This is a genomic window from Prochlorococcus marinus str. SB, from assembly GCF_000760115.1.
Classification (GTDB): domain Bacteria; phylum Cyanobacteriota; class Cyanobacteriia; order PCC-6307; family Cyanobiaceae; genus Prochlorococcus_A; species Prochlorococcus_A marinus_D.
In genome coordinates this window covers 67,223-88,128 of the sequence record NZ_JNAS01000001.1, presented here as the reverse complement: position 1 = coordinate 88,128, position 20,906 = coordinate 67,223, and the positions used below count along the sequence as shown (strand labels likewise).

Annotated in this window: 19 protein-coding genes; 2 read left to right on the top strand and 17 right to left on the bottom strand. The window is 31.4% G+C overall.

The genetic code is table 11. From position 1 onward, the window contains the following. Nucleotide 1: 1 nt before the first annotated feature. The 5 genes from ccsB to EV02_RS08030 all read right to left on the bottom strand — a co-directional run bounded on the left by ccsB (nt 2) and on the right by EV02_RS08030 (nt 4,879). Nucleotides 2–931, bottom strand: a complete 930-nt coding sequence (gene ccsB / locus EV02_RS08010) for a c-type cytochrome biogenesis protein CcsB (protein ID WP_032518764.1) — start codon at nt 929–931, stop codon at nt 2–4. Nucleotides 932–1,043: 112 nt separating this feature from the next. Then, complete coding sequence (gene lptB / locus EV02_RS08015) at nt 1,044–1,772, bottom strand: LPS export ABC transporter ATP-binding protein (protein ID WP_032518763.1); 729 nt, start codon at nt 1,770–1,772, stop codon at nt 1,044–1,046. 88 nt (nt 1,773–1,860) lie between these two features. Then, nucleotides 1,861–2,229 (bottom strand): DUF309 domain-containing protein, encoded by a 369-nt coding sequence (locus EV02_RS08020; protein WP_032518762.1) that lies wholly within the window; start codon nt 2,227–2,229, stop codon nt 1,861–1,863. Nucleotides 2,230–2,241: 12 nt separating this feature from the next. Then, nucleotides 2,242–4,038 carry a translational GTPase TypA gene (typA, locus tag EV02_RS08025; protein ID WP_032518761.1) on the bottom strand — a complete coding sequence of 599 codons (1,797 nt, stop codon included), beginning with the start codon at nt 4,036–4,038 and terminating at the stop codon, nt 2,242–2,244. Nucleotides 4,039–4,165: 127 nt separating this feature from the next. Next, nucleotides 4,166–4,879 carry a M15 family metallopeptidase gene (locus EV02_RS08030; protein ID WP_032518760.1) on the bottom strand — a complete coding sequence of 238 codons (714 nt, stop codon included), beginning with the start codon at nt 4,877–4,879 and terminating at the stop codon, nt 4,166–4,168. A gap of 113 nt (nt 4,880–4,992) precedes the next feature. Between EV02_RS08030 and chlP the strand changes: the two genes are divergently transcribed. Continuing rightward, complete coding sequence (gene chlP, locus EV02_RS08035) at nt 4,993–6,333, top strand: geranylgeranyl reductase (protein WP_032518759.1); 1,341 nt, start codon at nt 4,993–4,995, stop codon at nt 6,331–6,333. Here chlP and glyS read toward each other — a convergent pair. Beyond that, a complete protein-coding gene (gene glyS / locus EV02_RS08040) occupies nt 6,314–8,476 on the bottom strand; it encodes a glycine--tRNA ligase subunit beta (protein WP_032518757.1) in 2,163 nt (720 codons plus the stop codon). The genes chlP and glyS overlap by 20 nt on opposite strands. 87 nt (nt 8,477–8,563) lie before the next feature. Between glyS and EV02_RS08045 the strand changes: the two genes are divergently transcribed. Next, nucleotides 8,564–10,351: an NADPH-dependent assimilatory sulfite reductase hemoprotein subunit gene (locus tag EV02_RS08045; protein WP_032518755.1), complete on the top strand. Its 1,788-nt coding sequence runs from the start codon at nt 8,564–8,566 to the stop codon at nt 10,349–10,351. 3 nt (nt 10,352–10,354) lie between these two features. On the opposite strand, the gene EV02_RS08050 is transcribed toward EV02_RS08045, so the two are convergent. The 11 genes from EV02_RS08050 to EV02_RS08095 all read right to left on the bottom strand — a co-directional run bounded on the left by EV02_RS08050 (nt 10,355) and on the right by EV02_RS08095 (nt 20,889). Next, nucleotides 10,355–11,038: a M15 family metallopeptidase gene (locus tag EV02_RS08050; protein ID WP_032518753.1), complete on the bottom strand. Its 684-nt coding sequence runs from the start codon at nt 11,036–11,038 to the stop codon at nt 10,355–10,357. Between the two features lie 57 nt (nt 11,039–11,095). Further along, nucleotides 11,096–13,549 (bottom strand): ATP-dependent DNA helicase RecG, encoded by a 2,454-nt coding sequence (gene recG / locus EV02_RS08055; protein ID WP_032518752.1) that lies wholly within the window; start codon nt 13,547–13,549, stop codon nt 11,096–11,098. A gap of 22 nt (nt 13,550–13,571) precedes the next feature. Beyond that, nucleotides 13,572–14,648, bottom strand: a complete 1,077-nt coding sequence (locus EV02_RS08060) for an adenylate cyclase (protein ID WP_241433690.1) — start codon at nt 14,646–14,648, stop codon at nt 13,572–13,574. A gap of 13 nt (nt 14,649–14,661) precedes the next feature. Continuing rightward, nucleotides 14,662–15,318, bottom strand: coding sequence for a translation elongation factor Ts (tsf, locus tag EV02_RS08065; protein ID WP_025923057.1), 657 nt, complete (start codon nt 15,316–15,318; stop codon nt 14,662–14,664). Between the two features lie 43 nt (nt 15,319–15,361). Beyond that, a complete protein-coding gene (gene rpsB, locus EV02_RS08070) occupies nt 15,362–16,066 on the bottom strand; it encodes a 30S ribosomal protein S2 (protein WP_011818259.1) in 705 nt (234 codons plus the stop codon). Between the two features lie 129 nt (nt 16,067–16,195). Next, entirely contained in the window at nt 16,196–17,107 is a 912-nt protein-coding gene (locus EV02_RS08075) for a glycosyltransferase family 2 protein (RefSeq protein WP_032518750.1), read from the bottom strand. 60 nt (nt 17,108–17,167) lie between these two features. Then, entirely contained in the window at nt 17,168–17,317 is a 150-nt protein-coding gene (locus tag EV02_RS09285; protein WP_011376314.1) for a hypothetical protein, read from the bottom strand. A gap of 18 nt (nt 17,318–17,335) precedes the next feature. Beyond that, the gene (locus tag EV02_RS08080) at nt 17,336–18,064 is read right to left on the bottom strand and encodes a DevA family ABC transporter ATP-binding protein (protein WP_032518748.1); all 729 of its coding nucleotides are present in this window, start codon (nt 18,062–18,064) and stop codon (nt 17,336–17,338) included. 13 nt (nt 18,065–18,077) lie between these two features. Next, a complete protein-coding gene (gene devC, locus EV02_RS08085; protein WP_032518747.1) occupies nt 18,078–19,250 on the bottom strand; it encodes an ABC transporter permease DevC in 1,173 nt (390 codons plus the stop codon). Continuing rightward, nucleotides 19,250–20,164, bottom strand: a complete 915-nt coding sequence (locus EV02_RS08090; protein WP_032518746.1) for an HlyD family efflux transporter periplasmic adaptor subunit — start codon at nt 20,162–20,164, stop codon at nt 19,250–19,252. Before EV02_RS08090 ends, devC begins: the two co-directional genes overlap by 1 nt. After that, nucleotides 20,164–20,889, bottom strand: coding sequence for a phycocyanobilin:ferredoxin oxidoreductase (locus EV02_RS08095; RefSeq protein WP_032518745.1), 726 nt, complete (start codon nt 20,887–20,889; stop codon nt 20,164–20,166). Before EV02_RS08095 ends, EV02_RS08090 begins: the two co-directional genes overlap by 1 nt. Nucleotides 20,890–20,906 lie beyond the last annotated feature (17 nt).

Sequence of the window (20,906 nt, the reverse complement as noted above, 5' to 3'; positions counted from 1 at the left end):
ATCACCCAAATATCCATCCATAACTGTGTAACCCTATTCCTAAAAAATTTACTCCTAAATAACAAACTAAAACAACTAAAAAGCCTGTAGAGGCTAATAATGCCGGTTTGCGTCCTTGCCAACCCTTGCTTATTCTCATATGAAGATAAGCGGCATAAAACAACCATGAGATAAATGCCCATGTTTCTTTTGGGTCCCAACTCCACCATGTACCCCAGGCCTCATTAGCCCAAACTGCACCTGAAATTAAACCGAGAGTCAAAAGAACAAAACCTACTAAAATAGAACGATAACTTAATGTATCTAATTCTTCTGAATGAGAAAATTCAATAGGTTCAACTAAATCATTTACGGGATAGCTATTTGAAAGTTTAAATCCTCCTATACCTGTAGAACTACTTCTGATTTGAAGCGGCTTATTTTTATTAATAAACAAAACGGACATAGAAAGTAAAGAACCTATTATTAATGCTGCATAACTAAGCATTACGACGCTAACATGCATCACTAACCAACTAGACCTTAAAGCTGGAACTAAGTTTGATGATAATTTCAAATCCTCAGGTAAAACAAAACAAGCAAAAGCCACAGTCAGTAACTCAATAGGTATAGCAATTGAGGGAATTATTGGAGTTGGGTATTCTTTTTCAACCAATAGTTGACCTAATGTAATACCCCAAGTAAGGAAATAAAGAGATTCATACAAATTGCTAATAGGAAAGTGCCCAGAAATTGACCACCTAAAAAGTAATTGTAATGTTATGAGTAAGTTCACTAAAATCGTAATAAGTCTTACAACAGAAGAAGGCTTTTTCCTGAAAAATGCACCTAAAGATATTGGTAAATTAACTAATAAAAAATAAAAGACTAAAATACCCAAGACTGAAACTGGGTCATATATTAAATTTTTAAAAAGATTATCTAGTATCATCCAGGAAATTTTTCCTTTTTTATTATTCTATGACATCCAAATAATAATTTAAATCATTTATATATGAGTAAATCTTTAATAATTAAGTTTTAATTTATTTTGCAAAAGGATTTCAAAGTTTGAAATTATCTCCTAGATAATACTTCTTCACTATTGGATTATCAGCTAATTCACTTGATGAACCATTAGCTAAGATTTTTCCTTCACTTAATACATATGACTTGTTTGTAATCAAAAGGGTTTCCCTTACATTATGGTCTGTAATGAGGATCCCTACCCCGTCACTACTTAATTTAAGAATTAGTTTCTTTAAATCATTAACAGCCAAGGGATCTATCCCAGCAAACGGTTCGTCTAATAACAAATATTTAGGTCCTTTTCTACCTACCGTGAGTGCCCTAGCTATCTCACACCTCCTCCTCTCTCCTCCTGAAAGTTGATAACCATAATTATCTACAAAGTTATTCAAATTAAATTCATTAATTAACTGTTCTCTTCTATTTCTTATCGCTGCTCTACTATAAGATGAATTTTGTAAAGCCAAATCTATATTATCCTTAACAGTGAGATCTCTAAATATACTCGCTTCCTGAGTTAAGTAACCTAACCCAAGTCTTGATCTAATTGGTAAAGAAAGATTGGTTATATTTTTCCCATTCATTAAAATTTTACCTTTATCCGGTTTTATATTCCCAACTGCAAGATTAAAAGTTGTAGTTTTTCCAGCACCATTAGGTCCCATCAAACCTACAACTTCCCCTGGATTAACAGTTATAGAAACATCATTTACGATTAATCTTCCTTTAATTGAAAGTGATACATTATTAATCTTTAGGTTCATTTTCCTTGAGATTGATTAGGTTTCTTATTTTCTTGAAAAAAAAATGAAATAGATAATAACAATTTAATTGAAGATAAAGATATATTCATTAAAGAGTTTTCAAAAAAGGCTTATCGTTCTCGTTTAATAGTTCTTTATATTGTAATTTCCTTAATAAATCTTCCAAACATTGGCAGAAGGACTCAAGATCAATCCCTATATCAATCTTGGTTCTAGTTTTTATTCTACCTAAACCCTCTCCAAGCAAAATAGTAGCTCCATTTAGATTACCTTTACTTAAGTGAAACTGAGAAACAGATACCTGTAAAATTCCTTGGATAACTTGTCGTTCGTCACCATCTACGGAATTCCATATTTCTTCAAAAGCATCATGAGCTTCATACCATTCATGTTTGTTAAAAAGATTTAAAGCTCTAAAAAGGGAATCTTGAAAACTTTTTGTACTTTCTTCGTTCATTAAAAAAAATTACTAATTTTTTTTCTTTTTATTTATTTTTCTCATTCTTATTGAATCCGGTGTTACCTCTAGCATTTCATCTGGACCAATATATTCGAGTGCTCTTTCAAGAGTAATATCGACAGGTGACTGCAAAGTATCAAGTTCTTCTGCCCCTGCAGACCTCATATTAGTCAACTGCTTAGTTTTACATATATTCAACTCAAGATCTTGAGGTCGATTATTCTCTCCAATTATCATTCCTTTATAAACTTTAACTCCAGGTTTAATGAAATAAACTCCCCTATCTTCCGCATTCTTTAAAGCATAAAATGTGGCTACACCTTCCTCAAAAGCTATAAGAACGCCATTCCTTCTGGTTTCAAAGTCTCCTGTTTTAGGTTTATATTCATAAAAAGAATGACTCATAATACCTTCACCTCTGGTTATCCTTACGAATTCGCCACGAAATCCAATTAATCCTCTTGATGGAACAAGAAATTCTAATTGAGTTCTACCATCTGAACTTGTCTGCATATTTTTCATCTCTGCCTTTCTAGATCCAAGTTTTTCGATACAAGAACCAACAGATACTTCAGGTACATCTAAAACCAAAGTCTCTATAGGCTCACATTCAACATTATCAATTTCTCTGAAAATTACTTGAGGTTGTGAGATTTGAAACTCAAAACCCTCTCTTCTCATAGTTTCAATCAATATCCCAAGATGTAATTCTCCTCTTCCTGAAACTGAGAACCTGTCAGGAGAATCAGTTTCTTCTACTCTCAGGGCAACATTTGTTAAAAGTTCCCTCTCCAATCTATTTTTTAATTGTCTACTCGTAACAAATTTCCCTTCCTTACCCGCGAAGGGTGAATCATTGACAACAAAAGTCATATTTAAGGTCGGTTCATCAACTTTGATTAATGGAAGAGGATGAGGAGAATCGGGACATGCTATGGTCTCACCAATATTGACTTCATCGAAACCAGAAACAGCAACAATATCACCTGCAAATGCTTCATTAATATCAATTCTTTGTAATCCTTCAAATCCTAAAAGCTTACTAACCTTACCTTTAATAGTTTTTCCGTTTTCTTTAATTAAACTAGCCAGTTGCCCATTTTTTATAGTTCCATTGTGAATCTTCCCAATTACTATTCTGCCTAAGAAATCAGAATAGTCCAAAGTAGTTATTTGTAGCTGAAGAGGCTTATTAGAATCACCTACTGGAGGTGGAACGTGTCTAATAATAGCTTCAAAAAGAGGCATCATATTGTCACTATTAGATTCCATCTCTTCTTTTGCGAAACCAGATAAGCCACTCCCAAAAAGATAAGGGAAATCACATTGATCATCATCAGCACCTAACTCCAAAAACAAATCAAGGACCTTATCAATTGCTATTTCTGGTACTACTCGTGGCCTATCGATTTTATTTACAAAGACTATAGGCCTGAGTCCTTTTTCTAATGCTTTTTTTAAAACAAATCTTGTTTGAGGCATAGGCCCCTCATTTGCATCAACAATAAGCAGACAACCATCAACCATTCCCAAAACCCTTTCGACTTCTCCTCCAAAATCAGCATGTCCAGGTGTATCTATAATATTAATTCTGGTATCTTTGTAGTTGACTGCAGTATTTTTTGAGAGAATTGTTATCCCCCTTTCTCTTTCAAGATCATTTGAATCCATTACACATGTAGGGATGACTTCATTGTCTCTAAATATTCCTGATTGAGATAACAATGCATCTACAAGGGTTGTTTTCCCATGATCTACGTGAGCAATAATTGCAACATTTCTAATTTCTTTTATCGAAGATGACATTTATAGAATTTATATAAATATTAGATTGACTTTATTAAGGCTAACTCAAAGTATGCTTATTATGAGAATTTTCTCTTTAAGACTTTGAAAAATATAATTTATAGAATAATTGATTAATGAATTAGATTTATAATTTTCTATTTGAGCTTTCAAAAACTTTTAATGCTTCAATTGACCCTTCATATCTCCAATGCCAGGGTTCGTAATCTATATATTTATTATCTTTGTTGAACGATAACTTAAAGTGAAACTTAGCTGCATTTTTTATTAACCATCTAAAGGCGGCAGTATTTTCGAAGTCGGTTTCAAAGTCTGTCTCTCTTTGAGTAGCATCACCAATATCGATTGCGAAACCTGTACTATGTTCGGAATACCCTGGAGGGGCTGAAACTCTAGCTCTTTCTGCCGCCTCTTGATTTCTAATAGATTTTAAAGAATAAAAGATATCGTTTTGCAAATTTATTGATCTATAACCACTCAAGAAGACTAAATATATCCCATCCTTTTTGGCTTCTTCTCTCATCTTTATTAGAGAATCGCGCATATCCATATGAACTTCAATATTAGGCTCAATTAAAACTAGTTTCTCCTTAGAAATTTCCGCATAGGGTAAATGACCTAAAATTCTATGGTCGTGATTTATCTGAGCTTGAAAATTGAGATTATCAAGAGATCCTATTTCTATATTTTTAATTAATCGCAATGCAGCGACAGAAAAGATAAGAAAAAGAAATGGAGAAAATATTAATAGTTTTTTTAATAATGTTGAATTTGGATTATTTAGGTAAGTTCTTTTGGCAAGTGGTAAATCAAATTGATCGATATCTTTATTAAGTTCCAATATTTAGAAGTGAATTTGGAAAAGATATTTCGATATTAACTATTATTTTAAGAAATGCACTTTTATAAGCAAAAAAGATGTAGTTTTTATATACAGTATTTATTTTTTTTCATATGTTGAGGGTAGCTGTTATTGGTGGAGGTCCAAGTGGTTCATGTGCGGCAGAAATACTTGCTAAAGCTGGAATAAAAACTTGGCTATTCGAGAGAAAATTAGATAATGCGAAACCATGTGGAGGAGCAATTCCACTTTGCATGGTTGAAGAATTTGATTTGCCTGAGTCAATTATTGATAGAAAAGTAAGGCATATGAGAATGATATCTCCATCAAATAGAGAAGTAGATATAAGTTTAGATAGAGTTTATGGGAAAAGTGATAATGAGTTTATTGGGATGTGTAGAAGAGAAGTTATGGATGCCTTTATGCGCAACAGAGCATCAGATCTTGGTGCTAAATTAATAAATGGATTAGTTACTTCTATTGATACTGGCGATAATAATCAAGGGCCATATAAGCTTTCCTACTCAGATTTTACGAATGGAGATAAAAAAGGGGAACTAAAAGAGCTTACTGTTGATCTTTTGATCGGAGCTGATGGAGCCAATAGCAGAGTCGCAAAAGCAATGGATGCAGGTGATTACAAAGTTGCTATAGCATTTCAGGAAAGAATTAAATTGCCTAAAGAAGAAATGAGTTACTACGAAGATCTTGCTGAAATGTATGTTGGAACTGATGTTTCTCCTGATTTTTATGGGTGGGTATTTCCTAAATATGATCATGTTGCTGTGGGCACAGGAACCATGCAAAAGAATCAGTCATTAATTAAAGGACTTCAAGAGGGTGTAAGAAATAGGGCAAAGAAAAGACTTGTTAATGGTGAAGTAATAAAGGTAGAAGCTCACCCTATTCCAGAGCATCCAAGGCCAAGAAGGGTAGTTGGGAGAATGGCATTGGTTGGTGATGCAGCTGGTTATGTTACAAAAAGTTCTGGAGAGGGTATTTATTTTGCTGCAAAAAGCGGAAGAATGTGTGCTGAAGAAATTGTTGAAGCATCAAAAAATGGTCAAGTAATTCCATCAGAAAAAGATTTAAAAAACTATCTTAAAAAATGGGATAAAAAATATGGCACAACTTATAAGGTGCTAGAAATCCTTCAAAATATTTTCTATAGAAATGATTCTGCTAGAGAAGCCTTTGTTGAGATGTGTGATGACATGGATGTTCAAAGACTTACTTTTGATAGTTACTTATACAAAAGAGTTGTGTCTATGAAACCATTACAGCAACTTAAAATTACGATGCTTACACTTGGTTCGATTTTAAGAGGGAAAGCCCTAGCGCCTCATAAATATAAACCCGTTGATAGTGCCGTTAGGGAAAATAAAGAGGTAGAAAAAATGCTAGAAAATTATTCAATAAAGGGAGGAATTAAAGTTAAGAGTTCAAAAGTGTAAAGTCGGCAATTTTTAGAGAATAATTTCTAATTAAGCTCAACAAATTTAGTCTATTATTTCTTATTTTAAAATCCTCTGACATTATTAGGACTCCCTTTTCATTATCAAATAAATCCTCGATAGTGTTTAAATTAATCTCAAACAAATTTAGAAGTTCCAAATAATTGCAATAACCTTCTGAAAAATGTTTTTCTAATTCTCTAATAAATTCAAAAACTTTGAATTCACAATCTTTTTCAAAAAGTTTTGTGTTTATATAATCTCTTGTTGAGAGAACGTCTATTGAAATATCACTTTTATTTGCTAATTTGCTTACCCTAGTAATTACCTTCTGGATTTCTACAAAATTACCCTTTTCGTTAAAATTGATAATAGTATTAACCCTATTTTTAAGATCAACAATATTCAATACTCTTTTTTGAGATAATTCATCAGAAGAGCAAACAGCCTTTATTATTTCTTTACTTAGTGATATTTCTTCTAGATGACTAATAATTCTTTGAACTAAAAATTCATTTAAATCATTTAATACTATTTCTCTTGAGAAGTTTAAATTCGGAAATAAGATTTTCCAAAAATCAATAAGTTCGTTGAATAATTTATCTAAAGGTAAATCAAGTTCATAATCCCAAATTATTTTAATCACACCATTCAAATTTCTTCTTAAGGCATAAGGATCAGATGATCCACTAGGTCGTTTACCAGAAATAAATATACTTATTAAAGTTTCTACCTTATCTGCTATGGAAACTATTGCACCATATTTTGTGGAGGGCAAAGCATCTTTATAAAAAGAAGGTAAATAATGTTCAGCGACAGCCAAGCAAACATCCTCACTAAATCCCTCAAATTTAAGATATTTACCACCCATTATTCCTTGCAGCTCAGGAAATTCGAAAACAATTTCGCTACATAAGTCGTTTTTACAGTATTTAGCAGCTTCTATTAATTTTTTTTCTTCTAGAGACTTATCATTTATAAATTTAAGAATTTTTTTAGTAACTTCCTCTATCCTTTCTACCCTCTGAAATATATTTCCAAGTCCTTTTAAATATGAAACAGATTTAAGCTTTTCATTTCTTTCGATTGAAGCAACTTTTTTGTCACTTTCTACGAAAAACTTTGCATCTGAAAACCTTGCCCTTAATACTTTCTCATTACCTTTAGCGATATTATTACTTGATTCTTCAAGACCATTTGAAATAACGCAGAAAGTTGTACTAATATTTTTTTCAGAGCTTAAATCTAGTTTAGAAAAACTTTCGTTTTTAAATAAAAGAGGAACGTATCTCTGATGAATTTTCATGACTGTTGAGAGAACTTCAACCGGAAGATCAAGAAATTCATTACTAAATTTGCCAATAATTAAGTCTGGCCATTCAACTAAGTCAGTTAGTTCATTTAGTAATCCTTCTGAAAGGTCAGGTTTCAGATTTAAAGATTTAGATGCCTGATTTATTAAACTTTCAATTTTTTCTTTTCTTTCTTTTCGAATAGCTATTACTCTATTTCGTTTCAATAACTCAAAGAAATCATCAGGATTCTGAACTTCTAAAACTTCATTGATTAGCCTATGACTTTTCGTTTTATTACTTATTTTGATCTTTGGATCACATTCATCAAATTCAAAATCAAGAATTTCATCATTATAAATAGACGCAATCCACCTAATAGGTCTTGAAAATTTTATGTTCCCAGCCCCCCATTTCATAAATCGAGGGCCTTGAAGACTCTTTACTAGTTTTGGGATAATCGAAGACAAAGAATTTTTTGTTGATAGTCCTTTTTCAATTTTCTTTCCAAATACAAAATCACCCTTTTCTGTTTTTTTTATTTTTAGCTCACCTACATCTATATCTAAGCTATTAGCAAATCCTAAAGCAGCATTAGTAGGACATCCATTTAAATAAGCTGAATTTGCTTTAGGCCCTTTTCTTTCTATTATCTTATCTTCTGCATAATCAACTAAACCTTCGAGAAGTAGAACTATCCTCCTAGGTGTGGAGGTAACAGTTATATTTTCGAATTTGATTAACTTTTTATCCAATTCAAATTCTATTAGAGATTTAAATTGCTCTAGAACAGAATGAGAAAATTTTGCGGGCAACTCTTCTGTTCCTATCTCAAGTAAATATTTAGACAAGAAAAAAATATGACTTCACTTACTATAATTTACTACCAGTTAAATAAGCTTTTCGCTAATGTATAAAAAGAGATATGTTTTGGTCCTTTGATCAAGGTTGAGAAAGTAAAAAAGAAAAAAGATTCTGCAAAGGATGAGACTGTTTGTTTAGCAAATGGACTAGAAGTTTCTAAATTTGAAAATTTTAAAAAAAGTAGCCAATTTCTTAAGGAACCACTTGCTACGGAATTAGTCAATGAGAGTGATCATTTTACTAATGATGCAGTTCAGTTACTAAAATTTCATGGTAGTTATCAACAAGATAACAGGGAAAATAGAAGGCCTGGCAAAAGTAAAGATTGGCAAATGATGCTTAGGTTAAGAAATCCGGGCGGTGAAGTCCCTGGAAAATTATTTTTAGCATTAGATGAATTATCTGAAAATCTAGGTAATGGAACACTTAGGGCAACTACAAGACAAGCCTTTCAAATGCATGGAATCAGAAAGGAAAACCTAAAAGAAGTAATCCAAACAATAGTAAATTCAATGGGCTCGACATTAGCTGCCTGTGGAGACATAAATAGAAACGTTATGGCACCTGCGGCTCCATTTGATTCGCCAGATTATAATATTGCAAGAGCATTGGCAAAGAAAGTTGCAGATCTTCTCACCCCAATAGCAGGCCAAGGTACTTTTTTAGAGCTTTGGGCTGATGGAGACTTAGAATACATCATAAAGCCTGACAAAGATATTGAAGCAATTAGGAAGCTCCAATTCAAAGATAATGTTTTTAGTGGGATAAAAGATGAGCCACTTTATGGTTCAACTTATTTACCGAGAAAATTCAAATGTGCCGTGACAGTTCCTGGGGACAATTCTGTTGATCTTCTTACCAATGACATAGGAATAGTTGCCTTTACTTCTAAAGATGGAAACTTAGAAGGGTGCAATTTCTATGTTGGAGGTGGTATGGGTCGCACACATAATAATGAGGAGACCTTTGCAAGAATTGCAGATCCACTTGGATATGTTGAAGAACCTGATGTTTATGAATTAATACAAAGCATTGTGGCTATTCAAAGAGATTATGGTGATAGAAAATCAAGAAAAAATTCGAGAATGAAATATCTTCTTCATAGAAAAGGTATTAAATGGTTCAAAAAGATACTTTCTGATAAGTATTTCAAAAAAGAAATTAAAAAAATCAGAAAAGAACCTGATAAGGTTCTTATTGATTACCTAGGTTGGCATAAACAAAATAAAACCTCTCATTTCGTGGGATTACCATTATTATCAGGGCGATTATCTGGAGAGAAGAAGAATACTATCACAAGTATTGTTAAAAAATATAATTTAGATTTAAGACTCACACCTAATCAAGATATTTTACTTTGTAATATCGCCAATAAAAACAAAGGTGAAATTCAAAAATCTCTATCAAAAATTGGATACGGAAATTTAGAAAACATTAATAAAATACAAAGACATGCTCTAGCTTGTCCCGCTTTACCACTTTGTGGTCTTGCAATGACTGAAGCTGAAAGAATATTACCTGACGTACTAAAAAGGATTGAAAATTTACTATTAAATCTAAAAATACAAAAGACAATATTATTCAGAATGACGGGATGTCCGAATGGATGTACCAGGCCTTATATGGCCGAATTAGCACTTGTTGGAAGTGGTCAAAACAAATACCAATTATGGTTGGGGGGCAGTAAAAATCTACAAAGGCTTGCTAAACCATTTCTACAAAGAATGGAGCTTAACGATTTAGAAAAAACTCTTCAACCATTATTTGATAATTGGAAGAGTAATTTGGATTTGGATTTCGGAGATTTTATAAATACTCAAGATGAAAATTATATATTGAATTTACTGAATGAAAATCAATAGAAATTAAATTTTTCCATAAATGGCATTTGCTTTTTTATTTTTCCAAGCCCATAATTGATCACCATAACTAAAATGCCACCATTCATATGGATGTTGAGCAAATCCGAATTTAGTCATAACTTCCCTTAATAAATTTCTTCTACTATTCCAAATAATTGCTTCTTCATTTTTGATGTTTGCATAAAAATAAGGATTTGAGGTCTCATCCATTTGATCAACTATGCTTCCCATTTCAACAAGATTTCCGTATTTATCTGATAAACAAACATCCAAGGCACCCCCAGTTGAATGAGGGGGAGGACACCTAATGTCATAAGAAGGATATGCCCAAAATTTTTCAACTTTTTTTAAAATTGATGGATATGATTTTATATTTTCAAAAGAAATATCAATATCGGATTTTTCACACTCTAATAAAAATGCTCTTTTAAACATAAATTCCTGAACTTCTAAAGGTCGCCAACTGTCATAAATTAAAAGGTAAAAACTACTCTTTGATATCAAATAATCATTTACTTTTACTAATCTATTTACGACCTCCTCTCTTAATTTCCAAATAGAAGTTTTATCTTTGTAAGGTGCTCCTAAATGAGAGTAAGGGTGTGGATCTAAAAACTTTAGGCAGCTAGGTATAGCTATTAATTTATCTCCATTATCTTTAATTGGTATTTTATTCCAAATTTTCAATTGAAATTTACAATTGATTTATAGTGGCATATATATCAATAATTACAATGGTAGTTTTCAATTCAAGAAATCATGAATGAATTTATTATCAGAATTATCAATAAGTATATTCCTTAAAACAACATTTTCTTTTAAATCAGGATCATCACTAACAATCTTAATAGCCTCTTCACGAGCCTTATCAATAAGAAATTTATTGTTAGGTAAATTGTCCAGTACAAAATCAGGCAATCCGGATTGTCTATATCCTAAAATCTGACCTGGCCCTCTAAGCTCCAAGTCTTTTTCAGCAATATAAAAACCATCATTAGATTTTTGCAAAACACAAAGTCGTTTGTTTTCTAATCCATTTTTATCGGGGGTTACCAGATAACAAAAAGATTTTGTTGATCCTCTACCAACTCTCCCCCTTAATTGATGTAACTGGGACAATCCAAATCTGTCCGAATTGTAAATAATCATAATTGTGGCGTTAGGCACATCGATGCCAACCTCAATAACTGTGGTTGAAACCAATATATTAATTTCATTCTTTAAAAAAGAATTAATTACTTCATTCTTTTCTTGTGAACTTAATTTGCCATGTAATAATCCAACTTTTTTGTTAAAAAAGACCTCTTCTGATAAATGTTTGAATGTTTTCTTTGCGGAGCTTAAATTCATTTTTTCTGAATCTTCTATAAGTGGCAAAATCACATAAGCCTGCTTTCCCTTATTGATTTCATCTTCAACAATCTTGAACAAGTTAGTTAAATCATCTTCCGAAATTATTTTTGTTGTTATGGGAACTCTCCCAGGAGGGAGTTCAGTAATTTGACTCACATCTAAATCACCATAAATAGAAAGCGCAAGAGTTCTTGGAATTGGTGTTGCTGTCATTGATAACAAGTTAGTATTTTCTCCTTTATTTAGTAATTTATTTCTTTGAGTAACTCCAAATCTATGTTGTTCATCAATGACGACCATGCCTAACGCATTAAAGATGACTTTATCCTCAAATAGTGCATGAGTACCTACGAGGATATCAACTAATCCATTGTTCAAATTAGAGAAAATTTCTTTTCTCTTTTTTTGAGGAGTATTCCCAGTAAGTAGTTCAACAGAAACTAAAAGGGGATTTAAATATTTTAATAAATTTTTATAATGCTGTTCTGCCAATACCTCAGTTGGGACCATAAATGCACCTTGCAGGTTTTTTTCAATGACAAGTAAAAGAGACGCTATTGCAATTATGGTTTTACCGCTTCCCACATCTCCCTGAAGCAATCTAGACATTGGTACAGGATTAGATAAATCTTTCTTAATTTCATTTAAAACATTTTCTTGAGATTTTGTTAATTCAAAAGGAAAAGTATTTAAAAATTCTTTTAATAAAGATTTCTTTTGAGGAAATTGTGAAATTACATTTTTATTCGTCTTTCTTTTTCTGAGTAGGAACTTAATTTGAAGTAGGAATAATTCATCAAAAACCAAACGTTTTTTTGACTCCCTAAGTGCCTGTTGAGTTGGTGGGAAATGAATATTAATCAACGACTCTCCTTTTGATAATAAAGATAATGAATCAAGTTGCTTATTATTTAAAATTTCTGGATATTGCTTTGCATAAATTAGTACCTTTTTCATAAGTTTTATAAAACTCATATTTGATAAAGCTTCACCTAATGAATACAAGGGTAATATTTTGCCTGAGAAATTAAAATTATCATTGTTATCCTTAAGAATTTCAATCTGCGGATCTACAAAAGTTTTGCCATACTCTGTCAATTTAACCTTACCCGAAATTGCTAATTTAGTTCCAGGAGAATACAAAGATTTTTGAGATGTGAAGAAGGAGTAAGATCTAAATCTTCTTCCTAAAAAAAATTTTGTGACCTTTATTGAAGAAGTTTCATCAGAAACTAAAATATTCATTATTGACAAATTACTATTTTTTTTACTCTTATAAATATAAAACCTTTTAACGTTTGCGATGCACGTGTATAAATTATCTGGTTTTAAATTTATTATTTTAACTCTATTCGTATAGTCTAGATATGTTCGTGGGAAATAATTAATTAGATCTTTTATATGAAATATCCCTAATTCATTAAGCTTATTTTTATAAACTTTTCCTACATTTTTTATTAATGAAATATCTGAATCAAAAGACAAACTTGAATCAGCTTTATTAAGAAAAACATTATTAGAAATATTATTAGAACTTTCTATTTCTAGAGTTTTACCTAGCTTATAAAGATTTTTTCTTGTGTCTATTATTAACCTTTTTCTTTGATTTTCATCTAATTTATTATATTCATTATATTTTTTAGAAAATTCATAAAATATCCTTAAATATTCGTCTGAGAGATTTAGATTATCTAGTTTTTTTAATGATTCATGCAAATAATCATTAAAGTATTTTTCTCTTCCTAAAGTATTAATAAATTTGTTTTCAGTTTCAATCGTAAGAGATTTTTGAAGAGGTCTTATCCAATCTTTAATTAATTTATTATTATTCCCGCTAATAGTCACATTTGAAAAAAGAATTATTTTTTCAATGTATTTTATTCAAAGAGAATTCTTTTTGCCTCCAATATGTCTCTTTTTTAATCAAACGCTGAAATTGATTTTTGAGCTCATTTATTTTGTTCCTTTGAATAGAAAGATTTAAATTTTTAAACTCTAACTCAACAGTAGATATATTGAAGAAAATAATGCTTGGAAAATTATTGACTATTAATGATGACCTATTTAAGTTTAATTCGAAATTAATAACAAAAGGATATGGATGTTTTATCATAAAATTTTTGCCTACTAAGTAATCAAAGGAATCTTTGGATATCAAATTTTTTATTAAATTTGCCTTGAATAATTCTTGGTTAATACTATATGAAAGATTCAATAGTAAATTGTCCAATGACTTGTCTATTAAATCAAAATTATTAAGAATCTGATTTTTTGGTAAATTATCCATTTGCTTGATATTTTCTTTTTCTTGATATCTTGGTTTTTCCACCTTTTCATCTCCTATTAATTCAATTAAGGAGGAAATAAATTGTTTTTCAACTCCTAAATTTTCAAAAATATTGTTTTTAGATAAATAATTATTATGGTGGTTATTATCTAAATCAAGTGATACGAATCTTTCATAATTATTAGCTTGATAATATTCAGAAGTATTTGAAAAATCTTCAGTAATCTCATACTGAACGGGTTCTTTTAATTGAAAACTATCTTCATATTGGAATTTTTCTTTTTGATCATCTATTATTTTTGTTGAACTATTAAAAATAGTAAAATTGATTTCCTTATTTATATTTTTTTCAATTTCATTTATCTTTAATTGTTCTACTGTCAAAAAGGGCAAATTCTTAAATATTAATTTACTTATTTTTTTTTCAAAAAGATTATAGGATTCATTTTCATTTAAGAAATTATCATTAATTGTTGGATAACTATATATTTGATTAAGGCCTTTTTCTACAGATATGAAAAGTAGATCTCTTATTAGATTAAGGTAAATTTCATATTCCCTATAGATATTTTTAGTTAATATTCTTTTTTGTATGTCTGCTCTCTCTAATTGAGATTTAATTTTAACTATATCTAAGTAATTATTGAAATTATTCAATTCATTCAAGTGACTAGTTTGTTTGCATTGATGCGACCTCTTCAGCAAAGTCCATCTGATTTTTTTCGATACCTTCGCCCAATGTATATCTTGTAAAGCGTCTTACTTTGATATTTTCCCCAATTTTTGCAGCTGCTTGTTTAACAAGATCCTCAACTGTTAGAGAACTATCTTTAATGTAGGGTTGTGAAAGCAAAACAAGCTCATTAAGTCTTTTTGCTATTCTCCCTTCTACTATTTTTTCTTTAATTTGTTCTGGTTTTCCAGATAAATCATCCCTACCCATTTCAATCTGCTTTTCTTTTTCAACTACATCTTCCGGTATTTCATCAATTGAGACATACTCAACATTTGGGCATGCTGCTACTTGCATTGAGACATCCTTCAACAAAGATTGGAATATATCACCTCTTGCAACGAAATCAGTTTCACAATTTAACTCTAGTAAAACTCCGACTCTTGATCCAGTATGTATATAACTACCAATTGACCCTTCGGCAGCTACTCTTCCCGATTTCTTCTCAGCACTAGCTATACCTTTCTTTCTTAACCATTCCAAAGCTTTATCTAGATTTCCCTCAGTTTCGTTAAGTGCTTTTTTGCAGTCCATCATTCCTGCGCCAGTTTTGTCTCTAAGATCTTTTACAAGTTTTGCTGTAATGTTTCCCATTTGAAGTAATAAAAATAGTGAATAGTAAGTTTTAAATTGGAATTTAATTTTTTCTTTCGGCATTAGAGCCCTTTCTGCCCTCATTAATGGCATCTGCAAGTCTTCCTAAAATAAGTTGCACAGATCTAACAGCATCATCGTTACAAGGAATTGGAACTTCACACAAATCCGGATCGCAATTTGTATCCAACATTGATACTAATGAAATATCTAATTTCCTAGCTTCTAATACTGCATTAGATTCTCTTCTCTGATCAACCAATACAACAACATCTGGTAATCTTCTCATACCCTTAAGTCCACCTAAGTATTTTTGTAATCTTTCAAGTTCTCTCCTTAATACTGCAGCTTCTTTTTTAGGCCTCATTGCTATTGAACCACTACTTTCCATTCTTTCTAGATCCTTTAGTCTTTCAATCCTAGCTTTCATTGTTGTCCAATTAGTCAACATGCCTCCAAGCCATCTTTGATTTACATATGCAGCTCCACAGCGTGTAGCTTCCTGAGCTACTACATCTGATGCTTGTTTTTTTGTACCGACAAATAGGAAACGTTTACCGCTTTTTGCAGCGTTTCTCGTCCATTTATATGCATTGTTCATACATAATGCTGTTTTTACAAGATCAATAATATGAACTCCATTTCTCGCGCAATATATATACTTGGACATCTTGGGATTCCAACGTCTAGTTTGATGCCCAAAATGAGCACCAGCTTCCATCATTTCTGATAGTGATACAACAGCCATAATTTAAAAAGGGTTTCGGGTTAGCCTCCATCTGACGGGGAATTAATATTAATAATTCACCCGAAACTGTCAGATGTGTGTGATTTAATCCAACTATCTTAGCAAGTGATGTGTAATTCTAAAAGTTTTTTATCTCGATTTGGTTAACTGTTTAATGTAAATCATATTTAAAGGGATTCTAAGTATCTCAAGTGCAAGTCTATTTCTTCTTATATTTACTAGGAATTTTAATAAAGGAAGGATTCTATCAATACTGATTAGTCCTCCCAAGCAAAGAATTTGCCAAAGTAAATTATGGAGAGGAGTTAATTGAATCATAAATCTAACCCTTAAATTTGGATGTTTCTTATAAAACACTAAAGCCATTTTTGCTCTCTCTTTTTCTTGTGATATTAATGAATCTATTTGTTCGCAATTAAATGGCGGATGCCAATGAAAACCTACTGCATTTGGGCATTTAATTAATTTTGTCCCAATTTTTTTTAATCTTTCTCCAAGTTCCAAATCCTCCCATCCGTAAAGACTAAAAGAAGTATCAAATAATCCCACACTTAAAATTAATTCTTTTGATATCGCTACATTCCCAGTAGCAAAGTACGCAAAAGAACTATCCAATAATTTATGTTTTTCACTCTGAGGATTAAGAAAATTAGATGTGTTGACTACCGAACCATAGGTAAAACATTTTTTATTATTTTTTCTCCAAGAGGCAAGTAATTTTTCTACGTGGCAATTTATAAAATTGTCTAAAACAATAAGATCACTATCAATGAATATAATAATTTCATATTTTGATTTAATTACTCCCAGATTTCTTCCCAGTGCAGGCCCTCCATGTTCTTGTTGAAATAAAATAACGTGGGGGAGATCAGCTTTGTTTTTATTTATCCATGATGTTGTCCCATCAGTTGATCCATCATCAACTACTATAACTTCATAATTACTGATATTTGTATTTAATTTTTGATTCTCAAGCGCAAAAAGACATTTCTCTAGTATAGGTAATCTATTGTAAGTCGGTATAACAATACTTACATTCATGACTATGTCTTAAATATGCATAATATATTGAACTCTAAAGAGAAAAATAAAAGATATTCCCTAATCAGCTGCTCCGCCATTATTTGCTGTACCTGTAACGTTTCCACCATCAGGTCTTCCATCAGTTCTTAATTTCCTTTTTTTGAATTTTCTAGCATAGGCTCTATTACGTTCCTGCTTTTCTTTTTTTAGATTCCTTCTCTTAGACATAAAATTTTGAACTTTTAATTATATTAGCTCACTATGAGCACTATATATTTTACCATCTTCCATATTTAGTATCCTATCAGCCATATCAGAAATTCTTGGATCATGTGTCACCATAAGTACAGAACAATTTTGCTCTTTTGCTAGTTTCTTTAAAAGGGTTACTATTTCTCTTCCTGTGACACTATCTAAAGCAGAAGTGGGCTCATCCGCTAATAAAAGTTTTGGGTTAGCAGATAAAGCTCGAGCAATTGCTACTCTCTGTTTCTGCCCACCAGATAAGTCATTTGGCAACTTTTTATGATGTTCTTCTAATCCTACTGCTGACAACCAATTCCGTGCTATTTCACGTCTTTGCAGATATGTTAAACCTTTTATTAAATCGGCGCCCATCTGGACATTTTGTTCTGCTGTTAAACATCTCAGAAGATTGTGACCTTGAAAAATCATTCCAATACTTCTTCTAAGAATCTGACGTGTTTTCCTTGATGCTCCATTTAACTGATTATTTAGTACAGTTAAATCTCCACTTTGACAGGTTCTCAAGGCACCAATTAATGTTAAAAGAGTCGTTTTACCACATCCTGAAGGTCCTTTCAAAAGAACCAACTCTCCTTTATCAATATTTAAATTAACGTTATTAAGAACTTGTTTTTTATTCTCATTTTTTCCATAAAAGTGACTCAAATTATTTATTGAGACTGTTTTAAGGTTTTTAACATTATTTTTTGATTTATTAGCTTTAACCATTTATCTTCAATTTTTAAAAAATTTCGGCAGGATCAGCGTCAACTAATTTACGCATCGCAACAGCGGCGGACCCCATACACATAACTAAAACTAATACGAAAATTAAAATAGTTTTGTCTGAGTCCATTATTATTGGGAGCTTAGTAGAACTTCTTATAACTGAGTAAAGAATTTGACCAGAGAAATAAGCAGGTAAATAACCAAACAAAGCCAACAAAAACCCCTCTCTAGCTACAACAAAGAAAAGGGACTTAAGTCTATACCCCATTGCCAATAAGGTGGCGTACTCTGGGAGGTGATCTGTAACGTCACTATAAAGAATTTGATAAACAACCACGCACCCTACAACGAAACCCATCAATGCTCCCAAACTAAATATAAAACCTATTGCAGTACTATTTTTCCAATAATTCTTTTCAAATTCTATAAATTGATTTTTTGTAAGAACCCTAACATCATTTGGGAGTGAGTTATTTAATATCCTAGAAATCAATACAGGATCAGATCCTTTTTTTAGCTTTACCAAACCAATTTCTATACTGCCAGGAGGATTAGCCGGAAAAAGTCTTAGGAAGGTTTCTCGACTAGTTATCAAATTGCCATCTGCGCCAAAAGATGGTCCCAACTCCACAAGGCCCTCAACAATTACTCTTTTACCAGCAACCTCAGTCTCCACTTTTTTTTCAGATAAGAACCATTCTTCAATCGGTCCAAATTCAGGTCTAGATAGTTTGTCAAAAAGAACTCTTGATGGATTTCTCAATTTATATGCTTTCTTTGAGAATCCCTTATCTAAAAGAAGTGAATCAGAGGGATTAAAACCTAATGCAAGTATTGATCTAGTTTTAAGATTTTCGGGATTTCTCCAAAGTAAATAATTTAGATTAACGGGAGCAGTTTTTTCAACTTCCTCTACTGCGAGAGTTTGAATCAATCTTCTTTTTGGGAATCCACTCATGCTTATAGAACTTTTTGATCTGGGACTTATCAAAACAAGATCGGCATCTAGAAGTTTATGAATAGTTACGCTTGTGTCAAATAAACCATCTCTAAAACCTAATTGCATAAACATCAAAATCCCTGCAAAACTGATTCCAGCTATGGCAACTGCTAACCTTAATGGTTGCCTAGTTAATAACAACCAAGCTAATGGTATTTTTCTAAATTTTAAAAAAGAAAAACTCATTAGGGAATAAATTTTGCAATCACTTTCATTCCTGCATAGTTTTGAACGATATCTATAGAATCTTGATCTAGTTTTACTAGTACCTCGATAATTCTTGAATCAGCATCGCCTGTTGGATCAGTTGATAGAACTTTTCTTTGTTTTACCTGAGGACTAATCCTAATCACCTTTCCCTTTAGAATTTTTTGGAAACCTCCATTCTCACTGCTCAATTCAACATTCTGAGAGATAAAGACCCTATCGATGTCCGATTCATAAACCTCTATTAAAGCTTCCATTTTTTGACTAGAACCAATATCCAAAATCCCTTCATTTTGATCCCTTTCACCAACTCTTGTGTTTATTCCAAGGATAAAACCATCGATTGGACTCCTTAGTTTTGAATTTAATAGATCTATCTTGATGTTTTTTTGATCTCCGATAAGGTTTATTTTCTGTTTTTGCAATTTTAATAATTCATCTTTCCTCTGTGAAAACTCTACAAAAGAATATACATCTTTGTTCAAAGCCAACTCATATCTTTGAATTTGTTCTTTCTTTAGGGTAATTTCTTCGTTAATAATATTAATTAGATTTTCGTTTCTTTCAAGATCAGCGATTAATTTTTCTCCATTTTCAAAGATTGCGAGGATATCACCTTTTTTTACGAAATCCCCTTCATTTACTAAAATTTCTACAATTCGGGGGGAAGAGCCAAACTGACTTATTGGAGCTGCCAATTGTCTAATCTCTCCCGAAGGAGAAAGTTGACCAAGTGCGGCAACAGCCTTAATAGGAGGTATGAAATCTGAAGTTATTTCCTCTTTTAATTTTGAACTAGATTTATTATTTCCAGAACAGGAAATAACACCAAGAGATATTGGTGTAAATAATAAAAAATAAATAAATAAATTTTTTAATATTTTTAATTTCATCAAAAATCGAAGAGTACTGTTTTTATGTAGTTATTGACCCATTTTTCATCAAAATATTTTAAAAGAACCATGCTAGTCTTCTCATTTTTCATTTGTTGAACACAATAATTTTTTTGAAAATCTATTCTTTCTTGGATAATTTCCTCATTAACTTCCGGTTTAGCTCTCTTACTTAATTTGATCAAAATAGTGAGGTATTGATCCACAACTCTACAAAATTCATTTTTTTCAGATTTTCTTTTTAAGGAAGCAAAAAATACATTATTAGAAAAAATCCCTCCCCATTTAGGAATCTCTCTCAAAGAGGTAAAAGAACTTTTATCAACTTCAGAAAGTAATTTTTCGTATTTCAAACCTTGGTTTTGTGATGCTGGGGATAAATCAACAATGGCAGCAGAAACAATATCATTTATTTTTACCAAATCCATCCCAAAAATTGGGATATCAAACTTTGGATCAGGGAAAAAAACGCAGTGTAATATTTTAAGATTCTTTGAAAATTCTGCTATTTCAATATGTAACTTTCTAAAACCTTTTGCTTTATGAAATTCATTTTCAATATAAAGTTCCCTGCCAATTTCTTTGGATATTATGTTAGTTAGTTTTGGATCAATTTTTATACTCTTAAGGTCCTCAAGCATGGATCTGTGCTCTCTAATATTTTGTAACAAATCCAAAATAAGAGGGTCAGTTAATTTTGTTTTAGTTAAAGATTCAGACAACAAGGCTAAAAAGTACCAAA